At 74.7% G+C, this 20,109-nt stretch carries 24 protein-coding genes; 9 read left to right on the top strand and 15 right to left on the bottom strand.

The genetic code is table 11. The features are described 5' to 3' along the window. Positions 1-21: 21 nt before the first annotated feature. Positions 22-375: a UBP-type zinc finger domain-containing protein gene (locus ACFYYT_RS30520; RefSeq protein ID WP_351823378.1), complete on the top strand. Its 354-nt coding sequence runs from the start codon at positions 22-24 to the stop codon at positions 373-375. 98 nt (positions 376-473) lie between these two features. On the opposite strand, the gene ACFYYT_RS30515 is transcribed toward ACFYYT_RS30520, so the two are convergent. Then, a complete protein-coding gene (locus tag ACFYYT_RS30515) occupies positions 474-710 on the bottom strand; it encodes a chaplin (protein WP_351823375.1) in 237 nt (78 codons plus the stop codon). Positions 711-904: 194 nt separating this feature from the next. Here ACFYYT_RS30515 and ACFYYT_RS30510 point away from each other — a divergent pair, with 194 nt between their 5' ends. Continuing rightward, positions 905-1,792, top strand: coding sequence for a TIGR03619 family F420-dependent LLM class oxidoreductase (locus ACFYYT_RS30510; protein ID WP_351823372.1), 888 nt, complete (start codon positions 905-907; stop codon positions 1,790-1,792). A 3-nt stretch (positions 1,793-1,795) separates the two neighbouring features. On the opposite strand, the gene ACFYYT_RS30505 is transcribed toward ACFYYT_RS30510, so the two are convergent. Then, positions 1,796-1,918: a hypothetical protein gene (locus tag ACFYYT_RS30505; RefSeq protein WP_351823369.1), complete on the bottom strand. Its 123-nt coding sequence runs from the start codon at positions 1,916-1,918 to the stop codon at positions 1,796-1,798. 68 nt (positions 1,919-1,986) lie between these two features. Then, positions 1,987-2,424, bottom strand: a complete 438-nt coding sequence (locus tag ACFYYT_RS30500) for a VOC family protein (RefSeq protein WP_351823366.1) — start codon at positions 2,422-2,424, stop codon at positions 1,987-1,989. Positions 2,425-2,570: 146 nt separating this feature from the next. On the opposite strand from ACFYYT_RS30500, the gene ACFYYT_RS30495 reads away from it, so the two are divergent. Further along, positions 2,571-2,888 carry a hypothetical protein gene (locus ACFYYT_RS30495; RefSeq protein ID WP_351823363.1) on the top strand — a complete coding sequence of 106 codons (318 nt, stop codon included), beginning with the start codon at positions 2,571-2,573 and terminating at the stop codon, positions 2,886-2,888. Between the two features lie 34 nt (positions 2,889-2,922). Here the strand turns inward: ACFYYT_RS30495 and ACFYYT_RS30490 are convergent, their stop codons facing one another. From ACFYYT_RS30490 to ACFYYT_RS30475, 4 genes are all read right to left on the bottom strand, one after another. Further along, positions 2,923-3,849, bottom strand: coding sequence for a 2-dehydropantoate 2-reductase (locus ACFYYT_RS30490; protein WP_351823360.1), 927 nt, complete (start codon positions 3,847-3,849; stop codon positions 2,923-2,925). Next, a complete protein-coding gene (locus ACFYYT_RS30485) occupies positions 3,846-4,790 on the bottom strand; it encodes a DMT family transporter (protein ID WP_351823357.1) in 945 nt (314 codons plus the stop codon). The genes ACFYYT_RS30490 and ACFYYT_RS30485 overlap by 4 nt, the downstream gene beginning before the upstream one ends. 73 nt (positions 4,791-4,863) lie before the next feature. Then, positions 4,864-5,607, bottom strand: a complete 744-nt coding sequence (locus ACFYYT_RS30480; RefSeq protein WP_351823354.1) for a winged helix-turn-helix domain-containing protein — start codon at positions 5,605-5,607, stop codon at positions 4,864-4,866. Positions 5,608-5,666: 59 nt separating this feature from the next. Beyond that, complete coding sequence (locus ACFYYT_RS30475) at positions 5,667-6,239, bottom strand: hypothetical protein (RefSeq protein ID WP_351823351.1); 573 nt, start codon at positions 6,237-6,239, stop codon at positions 5,667-5,669. Between the two features lie 226 nt (positions 6,240-6,465). Between ACFYYT_RS30475 and proP the strand changes: the two genes are divergently transcribed. The 4 genes from proP (at position 6,466) to ACFYYT_RS30455 (ending at position 10,400) form a co-directional block, all read left to right on the top strand. Then, entirely contained in the window at positions 6,466-7,995 is a 1,530-nt protein-coding gene (gene proP, locus ACFYYT_RS30470; RefSeq protein WP_351823435.1) for a glycine betaine/L-proline transporter ProP, read from the top strand. Positions 7,996-8,041: 46 nt separating this feature from the next. Then, positions 8,042-8,464, top strand: coding sequence for a hypothetical protein (locus ACFYYT_RS30465; protein WP_351823348.1), 423 nt, complete (start codon positions 8,042-8,044; stop codon positions 8,462-8,464). A gap of 146 nt (positions 8,465-8,610) precedes the next feature. After that, entirely contained in the window at positions 8,611-9,678 is a 1,068-nt protein-coding gene (locus tag ACFYYT_RS30460) for a mechanosensitive ion channel domain-containing protein (protein WP_351823345.1), read from the top strand. A 17-nt stretch (positions 9,679-9,695) separates the two neighbouring features. Beyond that, on the top strand, positions 9,696-10,400 hold the full coding sequence (locus ACFYYT_RS30455; protein WP_351823342.1) for a DUF4230 domain-containing protein: 705 nt from the start codon (positions 9,696-9,698) through the stop codon (positions 10,398-10,400). On the opposite strand, the gene ACFYYT_RS30450 is transcribed toward ACFYYT_RS30455, so the two are convergent. Together ACFYYT_RS30450 and ACFYYT_RS30445 are read right to left on the bottom strand one after the other, a co-directional pair. Continuing rightward, complete coding sequence (locus tag ACFYYT_RS30450) at positions 10,391-11,029, bottom strand: YoaK family protein (protein WP_351823339.1); 639 nt, start codon at positions 11,027-11,029, stop codon at positions 10,391-10,393. The two genes, ACFYYT_RS30455 and ACFYYT_RS30450, sit on opposite strands and share 10 nt — an antisense overlap. A 216-nt stretch (positions 11,030-11,245) precedes the next feature. Further along, the gene (locus tag ACFYYT_RS30445) at positions 11,246-11,632 is read right to left on the bottom strand and encodes a glyoxalase superfamily protein (protein ID WP_351823336.1); all 387 of its coding nucleotides are present in this window, start codon (positions 11,630-11,632) and stop codon (positions 11,246-11,248) included. Positions 11,633-11,700: 68 nt separating this feature from the next. On the opposite strand from ACFYYT_RS30445, the gene ACFYYT_RS30440 reads away from it, so the two are divergent. Further along, on the top strand, positions 11,701-12,327 hold the full coding sequence (locus ACFYYT_RS30440) for a histidine phosphatase family protein (RefSeq protein WP_351823333.1): 627 nt from the start codon (positions 11,701-11,703) through the stop codon (positions 12,325-12,327). A gap of 59 nt (positions 12,328-12,386) precedes the next feature. Here ACFYYT_RS30440 and ACFYYT_RS30435 read toward each other — a convergent pair whose 3' ends face one another. After that, positions 12,387-12,908, bottom strand: coding sequence for a cupin domain-containing protein (locus tag ACFYYT_RS30435; RefSeq protein ID WP_351823330.1), 522 nt, complete (start codon positions 12,906-12,908; stop codon positions 12,387-12,389). A gap of 219 nt (positions 12,909-13,127) precedes the next feature. Here ACFYYT_RS30435 and ACFYYT_RS30430 point away from each other — a divergent pair, with 219 nt between their 5' ends. Continuing rightward, positions 13,128-14,747, top strand: a complete 1,620-nt coding sequence (locus ACFYYT_RS30430; protein WP_351823327.1) for a hypothetical protein — start codon at positions 13,128-13,130, stop codon at positions 14,745-14,747. Positions 14,748-14,805: 58 nt separating this feature from the next. Here the strand turns inward: ACFYYT_RS30430 and ACFYYT_RS30425 are convergent, their stop codons facing one another. The 5 genes from ACFYYT_RS30425 to ACFYYT_RS30405 all read right to left on the bottom strand — a co-directional run bounded on the left by ACFYYT_RS30425 (position 14,806) and on the right by ACFYYT_RS30405 (position 19,824). Next, entirely contained in the window at positions 14,806-15,939 is a 1,134-nt protein-coding gene (locus tag ACFYYT_RS30425; protein WP_351823324.1) for a glutamate--cysteine ligase, read from the bottom strand. Between the two features lie 148 nt (positions 15,940-16,087). After that, a complete protein-coding gene (locus tag ACFYYT_RS30420) occupies positions 16,088-16,363 on the bottom strand; it encodes an isoamylase early set domain-containing protein (protein WP_351823321.1) in 276 nt (91 codons plus the stop codon). A 299-nt stretch (positions 16,364-16,662) separates the two neighbouring features. Next, complete coding sequence (locus tag ACFYYT_RS30415; RefSeq protein ID WP_351823318.1) at positions 16,663-16,890, bottom strand: hypothetical protein; 228 nt, start codon at positions 16,888-16,890, stop codon at positions 16,663-16,665. A 70-nt stretch (positions 16,891-16,960) separates the two neighbouring features. Then, a complete protein-coding gene (locus ACFYYT_RS30410; protein ID WP_351823315.1) occupies positions 16,961-18,571 on the bottom strand; it encodes an alpha/beta fold hydrolase in 1,611 nt (536 codons plus the stop codon). Positions 18,572-18,585: 14 nt separating this feature from the next. Next, positions 18,586-19,824, bottom strand: coding sequence for an alpha/beta fold hydrolase (locus ACFYYT_RS30405; protein WP_388610004.1), 1,239 nt, complete (start codon positions 19,822-19,824; stop codon positions 18,586-18,588). Positions 19,825-20,109 lie beyond the last annotated feature (285 nt).

Raw genomic sequence — 20,109 nt, 5'->3', positions numbered from 1 at the left:
CCACCATCCCGAGGAGCCCGTATGAGCGAGATCAGCGGAATCGACCCCGGCGCAGCGCCCGACGGACCCGGCTGCGGCGACTGCGAGGCGACGGGCGGCTGGTGGTTCCACCTGCGGCGCTGCGCCCAGTGCGGCCACATCGGCTGCTGCGACTCCTCCCCGGCCCAGCACGCCACTGCGCACTGGAAGTCCAGCGGCCACCCCCTGGTGCAGAGCTTCGAACCGGGCGAGGACTGGTTCTGGAACTACGGCACCGACGAGCTGTACGAGTCCGGCCCGGCCCTCGCGCCCCCGGCCTCCCACCCGGCCGACCAGCCGGTGCCGGGCCCCGGCGACCGGGTCCCGCAGGACTGGATGCGGCAGCTGCACCGCTGACCGCCCACCGCCGGGACCCGGCGCTCCCGCCCGGGGCGGCACGAGGCCGTCGCTCCCCGGGCGGGCGGGACGCGCGGGCCGGTACGGCCCCGCGGGGATCAGGTGTTGATGCAGGTGTTGCCGGCCGCCGGGTTCAGCAGGCCGATCACGTTGATGCTGTTGCCGCACAGGTTGATCGGGACGTGGATCGGTACCTGGATGACGTTGCCGGAGAGGACGCCGGGGGAGCCGATGGCGGCACCCTCGGCGTGGGCATCGGCGACGGCGGCACCGGAGGCGCCCAGGATGCCGGCCGCGGCGAGAACGGTGGCGGCGATCGCGGTACGAATGCGCATGTCACTCCAAGGTCGATGACGGAAAGTCGAACCCCGGCATCACACCGCCTGGATGCCCCTCCCGACGGGCATTCACCTGACCTACGGCGTGTTCCGCCGCATTCGGTCCGGCCCCCGGGGCGGGGAGCACGTGTGACTCGTGTCACGTGTGGAGCCCTTGGGTCCCCGGGCCGCCCCGTGCCCACGATGGGGGCATGGAGATCGGCATCGCATTGCCCCAGTACGGAACCCATGCGCGGGCGGACCGCATCGCCGGGTTCGCGCGCGACGCGGAGGGCGCCGGGTTCGACTCGCTCTGGGTGGGGGACCGCTCGCTGGCCCCCGTGGAGCCCAGCGACCTCTACCCCGGCCATACGGAGCAGGACCCGTACCCGCCCGAGTACCGGACCTTCCTCGACCCGCTCACGGTCCTGACCGTCGCCGCCGCCGCGACCACCCGCGCCCGGCTCGGCACGAGCACCCTCAACGCCCCTTGGTACCCGCCCCTGTTGCTGGCCCGCAGCCTCACCTCGCTGGACCGGGTGAGCGGCGGCCGGCTGGACGCGGGGTTCGGCATCGGCTGGCTGCGCGACGAATACACCGCCGTGAACGCCGAGTTCACCCGGCGGGGCGAGCGGCTCGAAGAGATCCTCGACATCGTCCTGGGCCTGTGGACCCAGGAGGAGTTCGAGCACGCGGGGCCCCACTGGCGCATCCCGCGCACCCACGTGGGCCTGCGCCCCTTCCAGCGCCCCCACCCGCCCGTCTACTTGGGCGGCTTCTCGGCGGCCGCGATGCGCCGGATCGGGCGCCGGGCGGACGGCTGGGTCGGCACGGTCCTGCCGCCCGAGGTGCTCGGCGGGCTCTGGGCGACGGCCGTACGGGCCGCCGAGGAGGCCGGCCGCGATCCCGGCGCGCTGCGACGGAACATCCGGTTCAACGCCGAGCCGGGCACCTCGTACGAACGGATCGCGAAGGTCCTCGCGGGGATCCGGGACACCGGCGCGGACAGCTGCTTCATCGACCTCCAGCGGTGCGTCCGCGAACCGGACGAGGCGCTGGAACTGGGCGTGCGGGTACTGGAGTCGGTGCGCGCCGGATAGCCGCTAGCGGTGCCGGGCCAGGGAGCGGACGAGGACCAGGAGCGCGAAGGCCATCACGACCAGGTGGATCCAGGCGGGGCCGGGCGCCGCGGTGAGGGCCTGGGAGGTGAACGGATACGGAGTCATACGGCGCGTCTGCCCCCGTCCGCCGGATTGACGCCCTCCGGCGTACGGCCGCCCGACGGGCCGTCACCTCACCCGGTCTCGAAGTCGGGCAGGATCAGGGAGCCGTCCCCGGCCAGCGTGAAACCGGGGTTGTGCGCGATCTCCCAGGCGTGGCCGTCGGGGTCGGTGAAGACCCCCGAGTAGAAGCCGATCGCGTTGACGGCGGCCGGCCGGGTGACGCGGCCGCCGGCCCGGACGGCCGCGTCGAGGACGGCGTCCACCTCGGCGTCCGTACGGACGTTCTGGGCCAGGGCGATCCCGCCGAAGCCGGCCGGGCCCGGGGCCTCGGGCAGTCCGCAGTCCGCCGCCAGTTTCCCCCGGTCCCACAGCACCAGGGCCATGCCGCCCGCCTGGTGGAAGACGGTCTCCTCGACCTCGGTGCCCCGCCACCCCAACGCCGCGTAGAAGGCCTTGGCGCGGGCGAGGTCCGTGACCCCCAGGGTGACCAGGCTGATCCGCTGTTCCATGCCGCCACCGTAGCGGCCGGGACCGCCACGCACCCCACGGCCGGCTGCCGGGCGGTGTCCCTCCGTGTCGAAGCCGGGATTGCGGGCAGGCGCTCCGTACGGCCGCGGCGCGGTGCCCGGCCGAGCCGACCTTCGAGGAGGCCTTCGTGACCGCCTACGTGATCACCGTGCCCGGCACGTTCCTGACGGACGTGCCCGACGCCGTGCGGGACGAGCTGGCGCGGCGGCTGCGCCGGCAGGACCCCGCCCGTTCGGACCTCCGGGAGGTGGAGGAGCTGGGCCTGCTGACCGTCAACGAGGACGGCACGTTCTGCCTGCGCCTCGAAGTCGAGGCGGCGGACCGGAGCCGGGCGGAGGGTGCCGCACTGCGCATCGCGGCCTCCGCCCTCGCCGAATCGGGTCTCGCCGAGAAGGACGCCCCGCTGGGGCCCGCGGTCGTCACGGGCATCGACACCGCCGGCTGACCGCCCCTCCCGCCCCGGCCCCTCGCCCCGCCCCTCAGCGGCCGGCCGCCAGCCGCCCCTCGTGGACGCGCAGGTGCAGCGCGGCGAGGTCCAGCAGGGGGGTGGCCACCCCCAGCGCGCGGGCGCGGCCGGTGAGGTCGGTCAGGACGTGGTCGGCTTCCGTGGGCGCCCCCGCGACGAGGTCGCGGTAGAGGGACGGTGTCAGGGGGGAGCCGGGCGTCGTGACGGTCGCCTCGGTGAAGGCGCGCTCACCCTCGGGAACCGGGTGCCCGGCGGCCTCCGCCACCGCCGCGGCCTCGGCGAGCAGGGCCGTCCCGAGCTCCGCGCCGCCGGGGACGGCGTTCACCTCCCCGACCGTGCCGCGCATCAGGCAGGTCAGCGCGACCAGGGTGGAGATGAACACCCACTTGTGCCACATGGCCGCCACGATGTCCTCGGTCGCCGGCGCATCGATGCCCGCCCCGGCCAGCACCGCGCGGATCGCGTCCACGCGGGCGGAGGGACGGGCGTCGACCTCGCCGGTCAGCACGACCGCGGGCGGGGCCATGCGGAGGATGTCGCCCTCCGCGTTCAGCGTGGTGACCACCTTCGCGACCCCGCCCAGGACCGCCGGGGCCCCCAGGCGGGTGACGAGCGCGTCGAGATGGGCGATCCCGTTGAGCAGGGGCACCACGGCGGTGTCCGGACCGACGGCCGGCGCGATGTCCGCCAGGGCCGTGTGCAGGGCGGTCGCCTTCACGGAGAGCAGGACCAGGTCGTACGGTCCGCCCGGGGCCTCGGCCGTCACCAGGCGCGGCGTGAGGCGGAGCGTCTCGCCCTGGCCCTCGACGCGCAGGCCGCGGGCCCGGAGCACCTTCGCCCGGGCCGGCCGCACCAGGAACGAGACGTCCTCGCCCGCGGCGGCGAGCCGGGCGCCGAAGAAGCCGCCTACGGCGCCCGCGCCGACCGTGAGGATCTTCATGAGGTGAGCCTTTCGTGGGAAGGGGCGGTCGTCGAGCCACTGCGGGGGGAGCGCGGCGCGTACCGCGACACCGCCACCCCGGCCAGGCAGAGCACCCCGCCGAGCAGGGTCAGCCAGGCCGGCACCTCGCCCAGCAGGGCCCAGCTCAGCAGGACGACGATGGCCGGAACGGCGTACGTGGTCGCGCCGAGCCTGCCCGCGGGCATGCGCGCCAGCGCGTACGTCCACGTCGTGAAGGCGAGGGCGGTCGGGACCACGCCCAGGTAGACCATGTTGAGGGTCGCGGACAGCGGCGCCGCGGGCAGTTCTTCGAACAGCTGCCCCGCGAAGGGCAGGCAGGCCACGGTGCCGACCAGGCAGCTGTACGCGGTGATCTGCAAGGGGCTGCCGTGGGAGAGCGCCGGCTTCTGGGCGATGACGCCGCTCGCGTAGGCCACGGCCGCGAGCAGGCAGAGCACGACGCCGAGCACCGAGGTGGAGCCGCTGTCCCCCGAGGACATGGACAGGCCCACGACCACGGCCCCGGTGAAGGAGACGGCCATGCCCGCGAGCAGCCGCGGCGGCAGCGCCTCGCCGAGCAGGCGGGCCGCGAGGAGCGCCATCAGGATGGGGCCGGTGTTCACGAGCAGGGAGGCCGTGCCCGCGTCGACCAGCCGCTCGCCCCAGTTCAGCGCGACCGTGTAGCCGCAGAACCACACGACACCGGAGACCAGGATGCCCCGCCACGCCTCGCGCGGGGGCAGGCCCTGGCGGCGTACGAGGAGCAGGACGGCCAGCACCAGCGAGGCGGCGAGCAGCCGGCCGAGGGCCAGGGCGCCGGGGGAGAAGGCTGCCCCGGCGCTGCGGATGGAGACGAAGGCGGAGGCCCAGGAGAGCACCGTGAAGGAAACGGCGCCGACCGTGAGTACGCCGGGCGGGAGGAGACTCGGGCGGAACGTCATGGCTCCACCCTAGGGCCGAAACATTTCGGTGTCGACCGAAATGTTGATCGGCTTTGGATTGCGGCCTCGGTACTCATCGCCACGCTTCGGGGGTGATCCCCAGCAAGTCCTCGAAGGCCCGCTCCCCGGCCGCCGTCACCTCCAGGGCCCGTCCGCCGCCCGCCGGGCGCACCACCCACTGCTCCTCCAGCGCCCGCGCGCACAGCCGCGCCCCGGCGAGGCCGCCCAGGTGGCGGCGCCGCTCGGTCCAGTCCAGGCAGGAACTGGCCGGCGGCCTGCGCCCGTGACCGGTCAGAGCGACCCCGGCGGCGACGCACCAGGCCCGGCCGTCCTCCGTCAGCTCGAACACGCCCTCCGTGCGGAGCAGCCCGCGCCTGCCCATCGCGTCGGTCACCGCCATGCCGAGCCGGCCGGCGAAATGGTCGTAGCAGGTCCGGGCGCGCGCGAGCGGGTCCGGCGCGGCGACGACGGGTACGGAGTGGGCCCCGTCCCGGTCCGGGACCGCGTACGAAGCGAGTTCGTCGACCAGGCGGGCGGTGGCCGCGTCGGCGATGCGTACGTAGCTGTGCCGGCCCTGCCGCTCGGTGACGCAGATCCCCGCGTCGAGCAGCCGGGTCAGATGGCCGCTGACGGTGGAGGGCGCCACGGCGGTGCTCCGGGCCAGCTCACCCGCCGTCCAGGCGCGGCCCTCCAGCAGCGTCATGCAGATCGCGGCCCGCGTCTCATCGGCCAGGGCGGCGGCGAAGGCGGCCAGCCGGGCCGCGGGGGCGGGCTCGTCGGCGGGGGCCCCGATGGCTCCTGGATGTACGTCGTTCATGCCACCAGGATGCCCCATTGATTCGGTGAACGACGAATGATCCCCGAAAGGGTCGGACCTCAGTGCCCGGCGGCGGCCTTGACCAGGGCCACGGCCAGGCCGATCGCCGCGTCGAGGGCGCCGGCCAGCAGGGCGACCGCCGGACCGCTGCCCATGCGGACGCCGCCGTACCACCCCCAGGCGAACAGGCTGGCGACGTTCACCCCGGCCGCGGCGTACAGGGCGGTCCGCAGCTCCATCACGCCGAGCGCGGACGAGCCGATCAGGATCAGCGGCCCGACGGCGGACAGCAGCAGGGGGCTCCCGACCCACAGCATGCGCCGCAGCTCCGCGCCCGTGGCGAGCCGTCCGTGGACCACCCGGTGGGCCTGCTGGTCGGCCACCAGGCTCGCCAGCCACAGCCCGACGGCGGCGGTGAGCACCGTGGCCGTGGTGCCGATGGCGTCGGCGTGCTCCGACACGGCCAGGCCGATCACCACGGAGATCATCGTGATGGTCGCGTACAGCCGCTCCTTCAGCCGCGCGGCGGCCGCGGCGGCCTGTTCGGCGGCGGTCCCTCCGGCGGCGGTGTTCCCGGCGTCCTCGGCCCGGCCGGGCCGACTCCCGGCCGCCCCGGTGTCCCCATGATCCATGCCGCGAGCCTAGGGGGTGTCCCGGCGCCGCACCTCGCGGCGCCGTCGGGTCGCCCGGGGACCCTACGCCCACCCGGACGGACGAGCCGATGTGCCGAATCGCGTACGGAACCGGAACATGGGAGGTCACCGGCGCAGCGGAGCCCCCGGCAGAGAGGCCGTCACCATGCCAGGACCCACTCGCCGCCCGCCCGGGCCGCGCAGCGGGCACGCCAGCACCGACCGGATGCTGCGCACGCTGTTGCGCCGCCGCAAGCGGGCGCTGAGCAGCGCGGACGTGACGGTCGCCGACCAGCCCCAGGTGCGCCGCGCGGTGACCGCCGCGGCGCTCGGCAACACCATGGAATGGTTCGACTTCGGCGTGTACGCCTACCTCGCCGGGACCATGGGCAAGGTCTTCTTCCCGTCGAGCTCCCCGGGCGCCCAGGTCGTCTCCACCTTCGCCACCTTCGCCGCGGCCTTCCTGGTGCGCCCGCTCGGCGGGCTGGTGTTCGGCCCCCTCGGCGACCGGATCGGCCGTCAGAAGGTGCTCGCCGCGACGATGATCATGATGGCGGCAAGCACCTTCGCGGTCGGCTTCCTCCCCACCTACGCGTCGGTCGGCTTCCTGGCGCCGCTGCTGCTCCTCGTGTGCCGGCTGGTCCAGGGCTTCTCCACCGGCGGCGAGTACGCCGGAGCCACCACCTACATCGCCGAGTACGCACCCGACCGGCGGCGCGGATTCCTCGGCAGCTGGCTCGACTTCGGCACCTTCGTCGGCTACGCCCTGGGCTCGGGCCTCGTCACGGTCCTCACGCTCACCCTCGGCGAGCAGGGCCTCCAGGACTGGGGCTGGCGCATCCCCTTCTTCCTCGCGGGCCCGCTCGGACTCATCGGCCTCTACATGCGGCTGAAACTGGAGGAGACCCCGGCCTTCAAGAAGGAGGCCGCCTACGCCGCCGCCGAGGGCGGGGCCCAGGACGGCGCGGCCGGGAACACGGCCGCCGAAGCACCGGCCACGGCCCGCGGGAACCTCAAGGAGATCTTCACCCGGCACTGGCACGCGGTGCTCATCTGCATGGGCCTCGTCCTGCTGTACAACGTCACCAACTACATGGTGACCTCGTACCTGCCGACATACATGACCATCACCCTCGGGCAGAACGACACCACGGCCCAATTGCTGGTGCTGGGCACCATGCTGCTCGTCGTCCTGACCATCACGACCGTCGGTCACACCTCGGACCGCTGGGGCCGCAGGCCGGTCTTCCTGGCCGGCAGCGTCGCCCTCGTCGTGCTGGCGATCCCGGCGTTCCTGCTCATCCGGGCGGGCGGCGTCCTGCTGCCCGCCGTGGGCTGCGCCGTCCTCGGCCTGCTGCTCGTCTGCTTCGCGGGCACGGCCGCCTCCACCCTGCCCGCCCTCTTCCCCACCCGGCTGCGCTACGCCGCGCTCTCCATCGCCTTCAACATCTCCGTCTCCCTGTTCGGCGGTACGACACCGCTGGTCACCTCCGCCCTCGTGGAGCTGACGGGAAACGACATGGTCCCGGCGTACTACCTGATGGCGGCCGGGGTCATCGGCTTCGTGTCCACGCTGTTCCTGCACGAGACGGCGGGCAAGCCGCTGCGCGGCTCCGGACCCATGGTCGAAACCCCGGCCGAGGCCGGCCGCCTGGTCGCCCACAGCCGCAGCGCGGCCGGCCGGCAGGCGCGGGACATCTGGATCCGGCTGCGCCACCCGTGGGCCCACCGGCACCCGGACGACCGCCACGACTGACCGGACCCGCCGCATACGGTGCCGGGCCCCGGGCAGGCGCGGGCCCATGGACCACTTCAGCACGCATCCCGCCCAGTTCGGAATCACCGTCGACGGAGAACGCTTCACCTGCGAAGAAGTCCAGGGGCTCGGCCCCCAGGGGGACGGCGGCCTCCCCGGTCAGGAGCTCACCGTGACGCTCACCGGCTGTGTCCTGACCGACACCCCGCGCGCCGCCGCCTGGGCCCTCGGTGAAGAGCGGGGCCGCCCCCGGCGCGTGACCCTGGACGAGCCGGACGCCACCGGCCGGGCGGTCGTCACCACCTGGGAACTGGCCGACGCGGTCCCGGCGGGCCTGCACGGCGCCAGCACCACCGCGTCGAACCACGAGACGCGCATCCAGCGGCTCACCCTGCACGCCGCCAAGATCACCCCGGTGCTGCGCGACGAGGAGCGCACCGCGCACAATACCGCCCCGCCCCGCCCGTAACGGCCCTCCCGCCCGGCACGCGCGACGCGCCCCCCGTGGCGCCCGCCCGGGGCCCGTGGCCCCGTCGGCAGGCCCCCGCGGGGGCGCGGCACGCTGCCCGGAAGGCGGACGCGCACGGTCCGTGCCCACGACACCCCCGAGGAGACATGAACACCGTCGTCCGACTGCTGACCGCCCTGACCGGTTCCGTCCTGCTCGCCCTCGCCGCCGGATGGGCCGCCGACCTCCTCCTGCGCAGGGCCGACGCGCGGCACCCCGAGACCCCGCTGTGGCAACTGCTGCGCCGCTGCCGCCGTTCCCTGCAGATCGTCCTGATCGCCGCCCTGCTCTCCGGGCTGCTCCGGGCCGCGCACGGCGGGATCGACTGGCCGCCCCTGACCGAGCACCGCGCCGGAATCGCCCACGTCCTGTCCCTCGCCCTCATCGGGGCCGGGGCCTGGCTCGTGGTGCACACCTCCTCCGCCATCGTCGAGTCCGCGTACGCCCGTTACGCGACGGGCACCCGCGACCCGGCCCGAGTGCGCCGGGTCCGTACGCAGGCCAGCCTGATCATGCGCGTGGTGACCGCCGCCGTGGCCGTCCTCGCCCTGGCCGGGATGCTGCTGACCTTCCCCGGCTTCCGGGCCCTCGGCACCTCCGTGCTGGCCTCCGCCGGACTCATCGGCATCGTCGCCGGCATCGCGGCCCAGTCGACCCTCGGCAACATCTTCGCGGGCTTCCAGATCGCCTTCGGCGACATGGTGCGCATCGGCGACACCGTCGTGGTGTCGGGGGAGTGGGGCGTGGTGGAGGAGATCACCCTCACCTTCCTCGCCGTCCGCACCTGGGACGAACGCCGCATCACCATGCCCGTCTCCTACTTCACCAACCGCCCCTTCGAGAACTGGTCGCGGGGCGGCGCCCAGATGACCGGCTCCGTCTTCCTGCACTGCGACCACAGCGCCCCCGTCGCCCTGATGCGCGAGCGGCTCCACGAGATCCTGCTCGGCTGTCCCGAATGGGACGGCCGGGGCTGGGACCTCGCCGTCACCGAGACCACCCCCTCCACCATCGTGGTCCGGGCCGTCGTGACCGCGAAGGACGCCTCCGACGTGTGGACCGTACGCTGCGCCGTGCGCGAGGGGCTGATCACCTGGCTGACGGAGAAGCACCCCGAGGCCCTGCCCCGGCTGGCCCTCACCACCCCCGAAAGGCAAGGGGTGACCATGAACTGACGGGGCATCCGCTCACCATGGACATCCAAGCGAACGACACCGGGCCGGCCACCGGACCCGGCGCCGGCGGGCGGACCGGCCGTACGCGCCGGACCGGGCGGCGGGTGGCCCGGGCCCTCGCGGCGCTCGTGGTCCTGGCCGCCCTGCTGGTCCTCGCCGGCCGGCTCTTCGCCCTGCCCGCCCTGGGCGACCTGTTCGGAACGCGAACCCACGACCGGACCGGCCCGGCCGTGCTGAAGGCCCTGCGCGACATGAGCCGTTTCGAGGGCGCGGCGGGCGACTACCAGGTCGTGGTCGACCTGGAGCACGACGCCCCCTTCCTGCCGGACGCCGTGCGCGGCACGCGGACCCTGTACGTCGGCGCCGGTTCGGTCTCCGCGTACGTGGAACTGGGCGGTCTCGACGAGCGGGCCGTATCGGTCAACGCCGACCGCACCGAAGCGGTCCTGCGCCTTCCGCACGCCGCCCTCGGCGCTCCCGCCCTGGATCCGGCGCGCTCGTACGCCGTCTCCAAGGAGCGCGGACTGCTGGACCGGCTCGGCGACCTCTTCTCGGGCAACCCGGCGGGCGAACAGGCGGTGCAGAAGCTCGCGGTGGAGCACATCGGCACGGCGGCCCGGGACAGCGGACTGACCCAGCGCGCCGAGAAGAACACCACGCTGATGCTGGAGGGCCTGCTGCGGTCACTGGGCTTCGACCGGGTGTCGGTCACCTACGGCTGACCGGAATCCGGGGAGGGCGGGGGCACGTCAGGCTGCGGTCCGCCGGCCCGCCCTCCCTGCCGTCCCGCCGCCGCGGCCACCCCCGCCAGCAGCACCAGTACGAGGGCCAGTACCCACCCGGGCCCCGCCCCCGTGTGCAGCAGCCCCCCGGCCAGCGCCCCGCAGGCGAGCACCACCACCGAGAGCCCGCGCCGCATCCCGGCCGGCCGCCAGGGATCCGCGGCCAGCCCCGTCAGCGTGCGGGTGACCACGGTGGTGGTCAGGTCCGGCAGCGCGAGCCGGTGCACCACCGCGTTCTGCAGACCCATTCCGGCCGCCAGCGGCACCAGGACCGCGTACCGCCCCAGTCCCCCGGCCAGGGCCGCCAGGCCCACCCCGACCAGGGCCGCCTGCCCGGCCACCAGCGGCGCGAACAGCCGGACCGGGTGCGCGCACCGCCAGCGCCCGCCCGCCACGGCCCCGCCCAGGAACGAGGCCAGGGCCGTCGCGGACCCGGCGGCGGACAGCCCGCCCGCACCGGCCAGCGCGAAGCCGAGGAACACCACGTTGCCGGTCATGTTCGCCACGAACACCTGCCCGAGCCCCAGGAAGCTCACCGAGTCGACCAGGCCGCTGGCGAACGTGAGCACCAGCAGGAGCGGCCCCAGACGCGCCTGGGGATGCCCCTCGGGAAAGAGCCACCCCCGCCGCCGGCCGGGCCGCTGCGCGCTCACCCTGCTCCCGCCCGGGAGTGCGCCGCGTCCGCGTCCATGCCGACCAGTGGATCACCCGCATCCGGCCGCCGCGACCCCGGGCGCCCGCCGGCGGCGGGCGCGGGCATCCGGGCGCGGGCGCCCCGGCGCGGCTCAGGGGCGGTAGCGCAGGGGGTGGTCCGCCGGTACCTCCACGACGGCGATCCGTACGCCGTCCGGGTCGGCGACCCACATCTCGATCAGCCCCCAGGGCTCGCGCACCGGAGGCCGCAGCACCTGCGCACCCCGGCCGCTCAGCTCCTCGTACGCCGCCCGCACGTCGGCGACCTGCACCCACAGCCGCATCCCCGGCGCGGGCGGCTCCTCGGCGCGCCCCGACACCTCCAGGAAGCCGCCGCCGAGGAAGTACACCGTCCCGCGCTCCGGGCCGGTCCCGAACTCGCGGTAGACGGGGAGGCCGAGGGTGTCGCCGTAGAAGGCGCGCGACCGCTCGGGATCGGTCGGAGTCAAGAGGATCCTGCTGCCCAGTACATGCACCACGGTCGGGACTTCCCTTCGCTCACGGGCCGTCCCGACAGGTTGGCACACGCCCCGCGCCCGGTGTGGGGGTGCACACCTTCCCGGGCCGCCGCACCATGGCCGTGTACGCGTACCCCGCGGCGAAGGAGACGGCGATGACCCCGGGCCCCGCGCCACACCCGACCTCCCCGGCCACCGGAGGGGACCTCGGCTGCCGGCTGCTGCTGGTGCGGCACGCCAAGGCGGTGCCCAAGGGGGACCCCGCCGAGGACGCCGAGCGGCCGCTGAGCGAGCGCGGCCGGGCCGACGCGCACCGGACGGGCCGGTGGCTGGCGCAGTCCGGTTACGCGCCCGCCCTGGCGCTCTGCTCCCCGGCGCGCCGCACGCGGCAGACCTGGCAGCTGCTGGTTCCGGAACTGGCCGAGCCGCCCCCCGCCGTGCACGACGGCCGGCTCTACGCGGCGACGCCGAACGCGCTGGTCACCGTACTGGCGGAGAGTGCGGGGGGCCTCGGGTGCGTGGCCCTGGTCGGACACAATCCCGGCATCCACGAGCTGGCCTCGGCGCTGTGCGGGTCGGGCCCGCGCAAGCTGCGGGAGCGGCTCGGGGAGGGCTTCCCGACCTCCGGGGTCGTGGTGGTGGACCTCCCGGGCGGCTGGGACGGCCTGACCCCCGGCGCGGGCCGCCTGACGGCCTTCTGGGCGCCGGACCACTGATCGGCCGCGGCCGCGGCCACGGCCGACGGGCGGCGGTGGCGCGAGGCGTGCGGCGTCGGTCAGCGAGGGGCGTCGGTGCCGGAGGGCTCCGCCGGGCCGCAGAAGCGGCGGAACAGTTCGGCGTGCTCGGGGAAGCGCGCCGTCAGGGCGTCGATCCGGCCGAGGGTCATGTCCGCGAAGTCGAAACCGGGGGCGACCGCCTCGCTGATCAGTCCGTGGTCCCCGGCGCTGAGGTGGGAGGCCTTCCATACGCCCCCGGGGACGGCGAGGGTGAGCAGTTCCCCCCGCCCGGGATCCTGGCCGAGGACGGCGGTGGTGTGGCGGCCGTCGGGGTGGATCAGGTGGTAGGTCACCGGATCGCCGTGGTGGTGGAAGTGCAGGATGTCGGACCGGTTCAGATGCCAGTGCCCGACCGGCGACCAGTGCGTGAGCAGGTAGTGGATGGACGTGAGGGTGTAGCGGTCGCCGTGGGGCGTCGCGATCGGAGGGCGGTGGTCGGACTGGAAGGTCCGCCGGAAGTACCCGCCCTCCACGTGCGGTTCCAGGCCGAGTGCGTCGATCCAATGCTGCGCCGTGGGCACGGTGTTCTCCTCCGGACGGTGGGTTTACGTGAGGTCCACGCGGTTTACGCGGTCCACGCCATCGTCGTCCATCGAGCGCCCCTCGGGATTTCCTCGCGCCCCGGGTTCCAGAGGAATTCCAGGAAGATTCCAGCGATAATGCCGCGGCATTTTTCACGCCGACCGTATTCTCGGACAGGCCGATAGTCGCCGTCAGGGAATACGGATAGGAATTTCGAAATGGACCGGGAATTCAATACCGTCACCACCGTCAGACCTCCGGTCCCGCACGCGCCGTGGCCCGCCGACGGCCTGGTCTCCTTCACGGCGACGGCCGTCGAGGTCACCGCCGATCCCGCCGACGGCCCCCGGCTGCTGCGCGCCGCCGCCCGCCGCCTGTGCGCCGCCGCCGGACCGGACGCCGTGCTGGGACACTCCGGCGGCGAACTCACCGCACGGCTCGAACCGGGCCTGCACGCGGCCATGTTCGTCTCCACCGACATGCGCCACGAAGGCACGGGAACCTCCCTGCTGCGCCTGAACCTGCGCCTGTCGGGCCGTGGCACGACGCAGCCGCCGGCCGCCTCACTGGACCACTGGGCCGACGTCTGGCACCGCCAGGCCCTCTCCGCGCCGGAGACCGACCGGGTCGCGGGGGAGCTCCCGCTCATGAACGCCGCCGTCGCGCGGCTGCGCCACGCCCAGCCGCTCGCCGGCTCCGCGGTGCTGGTCACCGGACACTTCCTGACCGACCTCGTCCACCTCGTGCGCTGCCTCGCCGAACTGGGGGCGCCGCTCGACGCGATGACGGTCCTGCGCAAGGACTACGCGTACCAGTGGCGCCACCGCGTCCACGGCCACCTGGAGGAGCAGGGCGTCCGCGTGGTGGACGCCACCGACCCCCGGGCCGTCGGCGACCACACCGACCGCGCCCGCCGCAAGGGGCTGCGCTGCCTGGCCCTGGACGACGGGGGCTACGTCGCGCCCGCGCTGCTGGACCAGGCCCGTACGCGGCCCGGTGCCGGCGCCGCCGCGGGGGAGTGGACCGGGGTGGTGGAACAGACCATGTCCGGGATCTACAAACTCCGGGGCCGTGAGGGCGAGCTGCCCTTCCCGGTGTTCTCGGTGGCCCAGTCCCGCCTCAAGGGGCGCATCGAGTCGTACTGGATAGCCGAGAAGGCCGTCGCCACGGCCCTGGAACTGCTCCCCGTCCTCAAGACGGAAGGGCAGCCCGCGCTGGTGATCGGCCACGGCAACGTGGGCGCCCACATCGCCGCGCTCCTCACCCAGCGCCGCATGCGGGTCGCCGTCCACGACGCCGACATCCTCCAGCTGATCAACGCCCACGAGAGCGGCTACGTCACCTCCCGCGACCTGAGCACCCTGCTGACCCGGCACGAACCCCTGCTCGTCTTCGGAGCCACCGGACGCACCAGCATGTCGACCCGCGAGTTCGAAGCCCTCAGGCGCCCGGCCTACCTCGCGAGCGTCAGCAGCCGCGACATCGAGTTCGACCTCCCCGCCCTCGAAGCCCTCGCCGCGCGGGACCGCACGTCGGGGCCGGTGGCCCGCCCCTCGTCCCGTACCCACACGCTCCCCGGCGGCGTCGACGTCACCGTGCTGGCGGGCGGCCGGCCCGTCAACTTCCACGAGACGGACAGCATCAGCAACCTGCACTCCGACCTCGTCTACGCGGGCATGCTCACCGGAGCCGTCGCCGTCGCCGCCGGACAGGCCCCGCCCGGCCTGGACCCCTCGTGGGCCGATGCCGTCCTGGAGGAGTCCGGGCTGCTCCAGGACTACTACGAGCTCTACGGACCCACCGCCACCGCGCCCCCGTGGGACGTCAGGGGCCGGTAGCGGAAGGCGGCGGGGGCGGTCCGGCCGACGGGCGGCCGACGGGCGGCCGACGGGGCGGTCAGCCGACCCGGTCGGCGCCGTCCGTGGTCCTGCGCGCACAGTGCCGGACGACCGAGGCCAGGTCCCCCTCCGACCGCAGCAGCTCCCGCTGCACACGCGCGCCGTTGCCCAGCTCCAGCAGCCGGGCGGCCTGAGTGCGGGCCAGGTGCTCGTCGCCGGAGTCGGCCAGGGCGTCGCCCACGTGCCGCAGCAGCGCTTCGACGGCGGCCTCCGGCGAGGTGGCGCGCATCGTCTCGGGGTGCAGCAGCGGACCGTCCAGTCCCGACCGGCCCGCCTGCCACGACGCGAGCCGCAGCATGCTGGTGCTGACCCGCGGCGCGGCCACGCCGGCCTTCCAGGACCGGGCCGAGGTCTCCACCAGGCCCCGTACCAGCGCGGCCAGCAGAACGGGCGTCGAAGCGTCCAGGCAGACGTCCGCGACCCGGACCTCCACCGTGGGATAGGTGGCCGAAAGCCGGGCGTCGAACCAGACCATGCCCTTGTCGCGCAGCACCCCCGAATCCACCATGGCCCCGACCTCGGCGTGGTAGCGGGCCGCGGAGCCGAACACGTCCACGGGACCGGCCGCGGGCAGCCGGTTCCACACCCGGCTGCGGTAACTGCCGTAGCGGGTGTCCTCCCCCTGCCAGAACGGCGAATTCGCGCTCATCGCGGTCAGCACGGGCAGCCAGGGCCGCATCCGGTCCAGGACGGCGACACCCTCCTCGTCCGAGGCGACCGACACGTGGACGTGGCACCCGCAGGTCAGCTGCTCCTGGGCGGTCATACCGAACTGGCGGGCCACCCAGTCATAGCGGTGGCCCGGGGACATGGAGGGCCGGACGGGCAGCGGGGAGGTACCGAGCGCCGCCACCACGGCGCCCGCCGTCGCGGCGTGCCGGGCGGCCTCGGCCCGCCACCGGACGATCTCCTTCTGGAGCTCGCCCATGTCCGACACCGGCTTCGTGGCGAACTCGACCTGCTCCTCCTGGAGCTCCGCCTCGAACGTGTGGCCCTCGCCGGCCGCCCCGGGCCCCTCACCGGCGGCGTCGGCCCGGTCCGCCGCGGCGAGCACGGCTCCCGACACGGCCAGGGGCTCCCCGCTGTCCGCGTCCGCCAGCAGCAGTTCTTCCTCCACGCCCACGCTTCGCATGCGGCCACCCATCGCTTCCTCGTCGTGCTGTCCCGCGCGCAGACCCGGGACCGTACGTCACCGTCTGCCCGGGCCCGCCGCCGCCATGCGGAACCGTCCGCCGGGGATGCCGGGGATGCCGGGGACGCCGGGCCCCGGCATGCGCGGGTCAGGTGTGCAGGCGGCTGTTGCTGCCGTCGTGGCTGTCGGCGTGCTCGTCGTTGAACCAGTAGTCACCGGCCGCCAGGTAGCGGAAGGAGTGCGCGCTGTGGGCGGGCAGGGCCACGGTCGCGGCGCGGGTGCCGTCACCGCGCGGCTCCAGCGGGTGGGCCGCCGGGTTCCAGTGGTTGAAGTCGCCGACGACGCTGACCGGTCCGTCCGGGGTGTGCTCGGGAAGGATGAAGGTGACCTGGGTACGGCCCTTGAGGCGCTTGCGTTCGAGCACGGAGGACTCCAACCGCGGGAAATCGGGAAACGGACCTGTGCATCCTCGCCCGGGGGCCGGTCCGACGCCGCCGTACGCGGCCGCGAGGTCACCCGGCCGGTCGCCGGACCGGTCGCCGGAGCGGTCGCCGGACCGGGAGGACCGGCCCGCACGGCCGGGCGGCTCCGGGATGTCGCTGTCATATGCCTATCGCCGCCGGGCCCGTCGGGTCTACCGTGGCCCTCGCCGGCCCCCCCCGGGCGCGGCGACCCTCCCGGCCTCCCCACGGGAGGGTCGCAGCGCGCCCGCGCGCCGCCGGCCTAGGTCGCGGCGCGCCGCCACACCTCGGGGCCGCCGCCCTCCCAGCGGATGGGCCCGTCCTCGGACAGGTCCACGTCCTCCAGGCCCGCCCGCCGCAGGAACTCCGACACGTCGGCCGGCGAGTGGGCGCGACCGAGGTCGGCGTCCACCCCCAGCGCGTGCACGGTGACCTTCCGTCCGCCCTTCGGCGACACGGGATGAACCACGATCTCCGTCTGGTCCGCCATGTCTCCAGCCTGCCGGGACCCGGCCGGTCCGGCACGCCGAGCGCCGGACCCCCGCCGGGCCCGGGCCCCGTCAGGTCGTGGGCCCCGTGTCGAACTCCGGCGGCCGCAGACCGCCGACGCATCCCGTCCGCGGAGCGGTCGGCGCGTCGAGGAAGGACCGGGTGATCTCCTGCGCGCAGGGCGATGCGGCGAACGCCACGTGGGCGACGTAGGGGATGGTCACCACCGTGGCCCGGCTGAGCGTACGGGCGACGTACGGTCCGTTGCGCGCCCCGGTCTGGGCGTCGAACCCGGCCGACATCACGAGGGTGGGGACGTCACTGCGGGTGACGTCGCGGACGGAGCGCGGTGCGGGGGGAACCCGCCAGGCGGCGCAGTCCGCGGTGAGGAACGTCAGCTGCGGAGGCTGCTCCAGGACCGAACGGGGGAAGGTGGGGAACGCCTCCCGGCCCGCCCGGACCGCGTCGTCCGGGCTCTCGAAGGGCACCCACTCCCGGCAGAACACGCCGTACGCGAGTCCGTGGGCGATCCGTCCCACGGCCTGCGGGCTGACCTTGCCGCCCGCCCACTGCTCGGCGATCCGCTGCGGGCGGCCGTGGGCCAGCTCGTCGAGGGAACGGGGCACGCCGACGGCCAGATGGGTGGCCGAGGTCAGCCAGTTCACCAGCGTCCCGCCGTCCAGCACGACCTTGACCGGCGCCGCGTGGCCAGGGACCTTGACGGTGGTGGTGACCGGCCGGGCCTCCAGCTGCCGCACGAGCCGGTCGAAGGTGGCCGACAGGTTCGGGTACCGGCGCGCGCACGCGGGCTGCTCGGCGCACGCCCGGAACAGGCCGTCGAACCCTTCGCGGGCGCTGGACCAGGTGAGCGCGGTCCCCGCCGTGGACGGCGGCAGGACGCCGTCGAGGCCGACGGACCTGATCCCCTCCGGATGGTCGCGCAGGTAGATCAGCGCCAGGTCCGTACCGTAGGAGATGCCGAACACGTTCCACTGCTTCAGGCCCAGCGCGAGGCGCAGGTCGGCGTAGTCGGCGGCGCTCTCGGTGCTGTCGTACGCGGCGAGGTCGGCCCCGCCGGCCGCCAGCTGGTCCCGGCACGTCCGGGTGGCGTCGACGTGCAGGCGTCCGGTGGACGGGGCGTCGTAGACGAGGCCCACCGCGCGCGCGTTGAACGCGTCGACGACGGGGCAGGTCAGCACCGGATCGGCCGAGTAGGTTCCGCGCTGCGACATGAAGATGACGTCCCGGTCGCGGTTCAGGCCCCCGTCGATCGCCATCTGCGCCTCCCCGACCGCGTCGTCACCGGGGCCGCCGGCGAACCACACCACCGGATCCGGCTTCGCCCGGCCCGAGGCCGCCGGGACGACCGCGACACCGAGGCTGATCATCCGGCCGCCGGGCGTGCCACGCTTCTCGGGCACCGTGAGCGTGCCGCAGCGGGCGCCCTTGAGGGCGGCGATCGGCTCCGGCGTCTTCGGGCAGGGGCCGGGCGTATAGCGGGCGTCGCCCGCCGCCCGGGCGGCGGTGCCGGTGGGCGCCCCGCCCGCGAGGCCGCCGGCCGCGCCGTGGGCGGGTACCGCGACGAGCCCCGTGACGAGGAGCCCGGCCGCCATCCCGGCCGGGACGGCTCGCAGGCGGCGTCCGGTGCGGCGAGAGCGGCGGGGCAGGACGTGGGGTGCCATCGGGGACCTCCCGGTCACTTCGGGACGATCGTGAAGGGTTTCGGCTTCAGGTCCGCCACGCAGCCGGTGTCGGGCGAGGTGGGGCGGGCGAGGAAGGAGGCCAGCACGCGCTGCGCGCACGGTGACTGCGGGACGACGAAGTGCCCGATCCCGGGGATCCGTACGACGGTCGAGCGGGACAGCCCGTCCGCCGTGCGGGCCCCCCAACTCGCCCCGGTCTTCGCGTCGAACGTCCCCGAGACGAGGAGCGTCGGCACCGGGCCGGAGGCCGCCAGGCGCTGGGCGGCGCTGCGGTCGGGAACCTTCCAGACCCGGCACACGTCGTACTGGAACGGGAGTTGCGGCGCCTGGGCCAGGACGGTGTCCGGCCAGCCGGGGAAGGCCTTGTGCCCCGCCGCCAGCACCTCCGACTGCCCGTGCCCCGGCACCCATTCGCCGCACGCCACCGACTCCGTCAGACCGTGGGCGGTGCGGCCGACGGCGGGACGGGCGTCGGCCGCGCGCGCCCGCGCGAACCGCTCCGGATGCCCGCGGGCGAGCTCGTCGAGCGCCGCCGGGACGTCGGCGGCCGGGACGGAGTTGGCGACCAGCAGGTTCACCAGCGTGCCGCCGTCGAGGACCACCTTCACGGGCTTCCCGCCGCCCGGCGCCGCCGCGTCGAGTGTCAGGGGATGCGCCTCCAGCTTCCGCACCTGCTCCGTGAGGGTGCGCGCCACGTCCGGGTAGCGGCTCCCGCAGGCGGGCTCCGCCGCGCAGGCCCGCAGGATCGTGTCGATCCCCTCCCGGGCGCTGCTCCACGTCCAGGGCAGGGTCACCGTCTGCGGAGGGGTGACCGAGTCGAGCGCCATCGCGCGGACGCCGGAGGGGTGCTCGCGCAGGTAGGTGAGGGCGAGGTTCGTGCCGTAGGAGTACGCGTAGACGTTCCACTGGCGGATGCCGAGCGCGGTGCGCAGGGCGGCGAAGTCCGCCGCGTTCTCCCCGGTGTTGTAGGCGCTCAGGTCGATGCCGGCGGCCGCGAGCCGGGCGCGGCACTGCTTCGCCGCGTCCACCAGGAGGCGCCGGGCGGACGGGTCGTCGTACCGCAGGCCGACGGCCCCCGCCGAGGACCGGTCCATCTCGGGGCAGGCGAGGTTCGGCTGTGCGTGGAGGTTCCCGCGCTGGGCCATGACGATCAGGTCGCGGTCGCGGTTCAGGCCCGCGTCGACGAGGAAGGGGATGTCGTCGAAGGCATCGCCCCCGGGACCGCCCGCCATGTACACCAGCGGGTCAGGCGCGGGCTTCCCCGACGCGGCGGGGATCACCGCGACGGGGAGACGGATGGTGCGCCCGGGGTGCGAGCGGTTCTCCGGGACCTCCAGGAAGCCGCACCGCGCGTGGTCGAGCGCGGCCACCGGCTCGGTGGTCTCGGGACAGGCACCCGGCACGAACCGTTCGGCGGGTGCCCGGACATCGGGTGCCACGGCTGCGGCGCCGGCGGGCCCGGGGCTGGTCCCCGTCAGCAGGACCAGGGCAGCCGCGGCGGCCGCCGTCGCCGGCAG

The sequence above is a fragment of the Streptomyces sp. NPDC002032 genome (assembly GCF_042890765.1).
In the GTDB taxonomy this organism is placed as follows: Bacteria; Actinomycetota; Actinomycetes; order Streptomycetales; family Streptomycetaceae; genus Streptomyces.
This window is presented reverse-complemented; position numbering and strand designations above follow the sequence as displayed.

What these genes read in the sequence shown, in the direction of transcription:
- ACFYYT_RS30405 (WP_388610004.1), bottom strand. Translation starts at nt 19,824, where the DNA reads ATGGCGGGCGGTCCCGGGGGCGATGCCTTCGACGACATCCCCTTCCTC.
- ACFYYT_RS30500 (WP_351823366.1), bottom strand. Translation starts at nt 2,424, where the DNA reads ATGGAACAGCGGATCAGCCTGGTCACCCTGGGGGTCACGGACCTCGCC.
- ACFYYT_RS30455 (WP_351823342.1), top strand. Translation starts at nt 9,696, where the DNA reads ATGGACATCCAAGCGAACGACACCGGGCCGGCCACCGGACCCGGCGCC.
- ACFYYT_RS30490 (WP_351823360.1), bottom strand. Translation starts at nt 3,849, where the DNA reads ATGAAGATCCTCACGGTCGGCGCGGGCGCCGTAGGCGGCTTCTTCGGC.
- ACFYYT_RS30425 (WP_351823324.1), bottom strand. Translation starts at nt 15,939, where the DNA reads ATGCGAAGCGTGGGCGTGGAGGAAGAACTGCTGCTGGCGGACGCGGAC.
- ACFYYT_RS30520 (WP_351823378.1), top strand. Translation starts at nt 22, where the DNA reads ATGAGCGAGATCAGCGGAATCGACCCCGGCGCAGCGCCCGACGGACCC.
- proP (WP_351823435.1), top strand. Translation starts at nt 6,466, where the DNA reads ATGCTGCGCACGCTGTTGCGCCGCCGCAAGCGGGCGCTGAGCAGCGCG.
- ACFYYT_RS30480 (WP_351823354.1), bottom strand. Translation starts at nt 5,607, where the DNA reads ATGAACGACGTACATCCAGGAGCCATCGGGGCCCCCGCCGACGAGCCC.
- ACFYYT_RS30410 (WP_351823315.1), bottom strand. Translation starts at nt 18,571, where the DNA reads ATGGCACCCCACGTCCTGCCCCGCCGCTCTCGCCGCACCGGACGCCGC.
- ACFYYT_RS30505 (WP_351823369.1), bottom strand. Translation starts at nt 1,918, where the DNA reads ATGACTCCGTATCCGTTCACCTCCCAGGCCCTCACCGCGGCGCCCGGC.
- ACFYYT_RS30460 (WP_351823345.1), top strand. Translation starts at nt 8,611, where the DNA reads ATGAACACCGTCGTCCGACTGCTGACCGCCCTGACCGGTTCCGTCCTG.
- ACFYYT_RS30515 (WP_351823375.1), bottom strand. Translation starts at nt 710, where the DNA reads ATGCGCATTCGTACCGCGATCGCCGCCACCGTTCTCGCCGCGGCCGGC.
- ACFYYT_RS30430 (WP_351823327.1), top strand. Translation starts at nt 13,128, where the DNA reads ATGGACCGGGAATTCAATACCGTCACCACCGTCAGACCTCCGGTCCCG.
- ACFYYT_RS30485 (WP_351823357.1), bottom strand. Translation starts at nt 4,790, where the DNA reads ATGACGTTCCGCCCGAGTCTCCTCCCGCCCGGCGTACTCACGGTCGGC.
- ACFYYT_RS30475 (WP_351823351.1), bottom strand. Translation starts at nt 6,239, where the DNA reads ATGGATCATGGGGACACCGGGGCGGCCGGGAGTCGGCCCGGCCGGGCC.
- ACFYYT_RS30510 (WP_351823372.1), top strand. Translation starts at nt 905, where the DNA reads ATGGAGATCGGCATCGCATTGCCCCAGTACGGAACCCATGCGCGGGCG.
- ACFYYT_RS30465 (WP_351823348.1), top strand. Translation starts at nt 8,042, where the DNA reads ATGGACCACTTCAGCACGCATCCCGCCCAGTTCGGAATCACCGTCGAC.
- ACFYYT_RS30415 (WP_351823318.1), bottom strand. Translation starts at nt 16,890, where the DNA reads ATGGCGGACCAGACGGAGATCGTGGTTCATCCCGTGTCGCCGAAGGGC.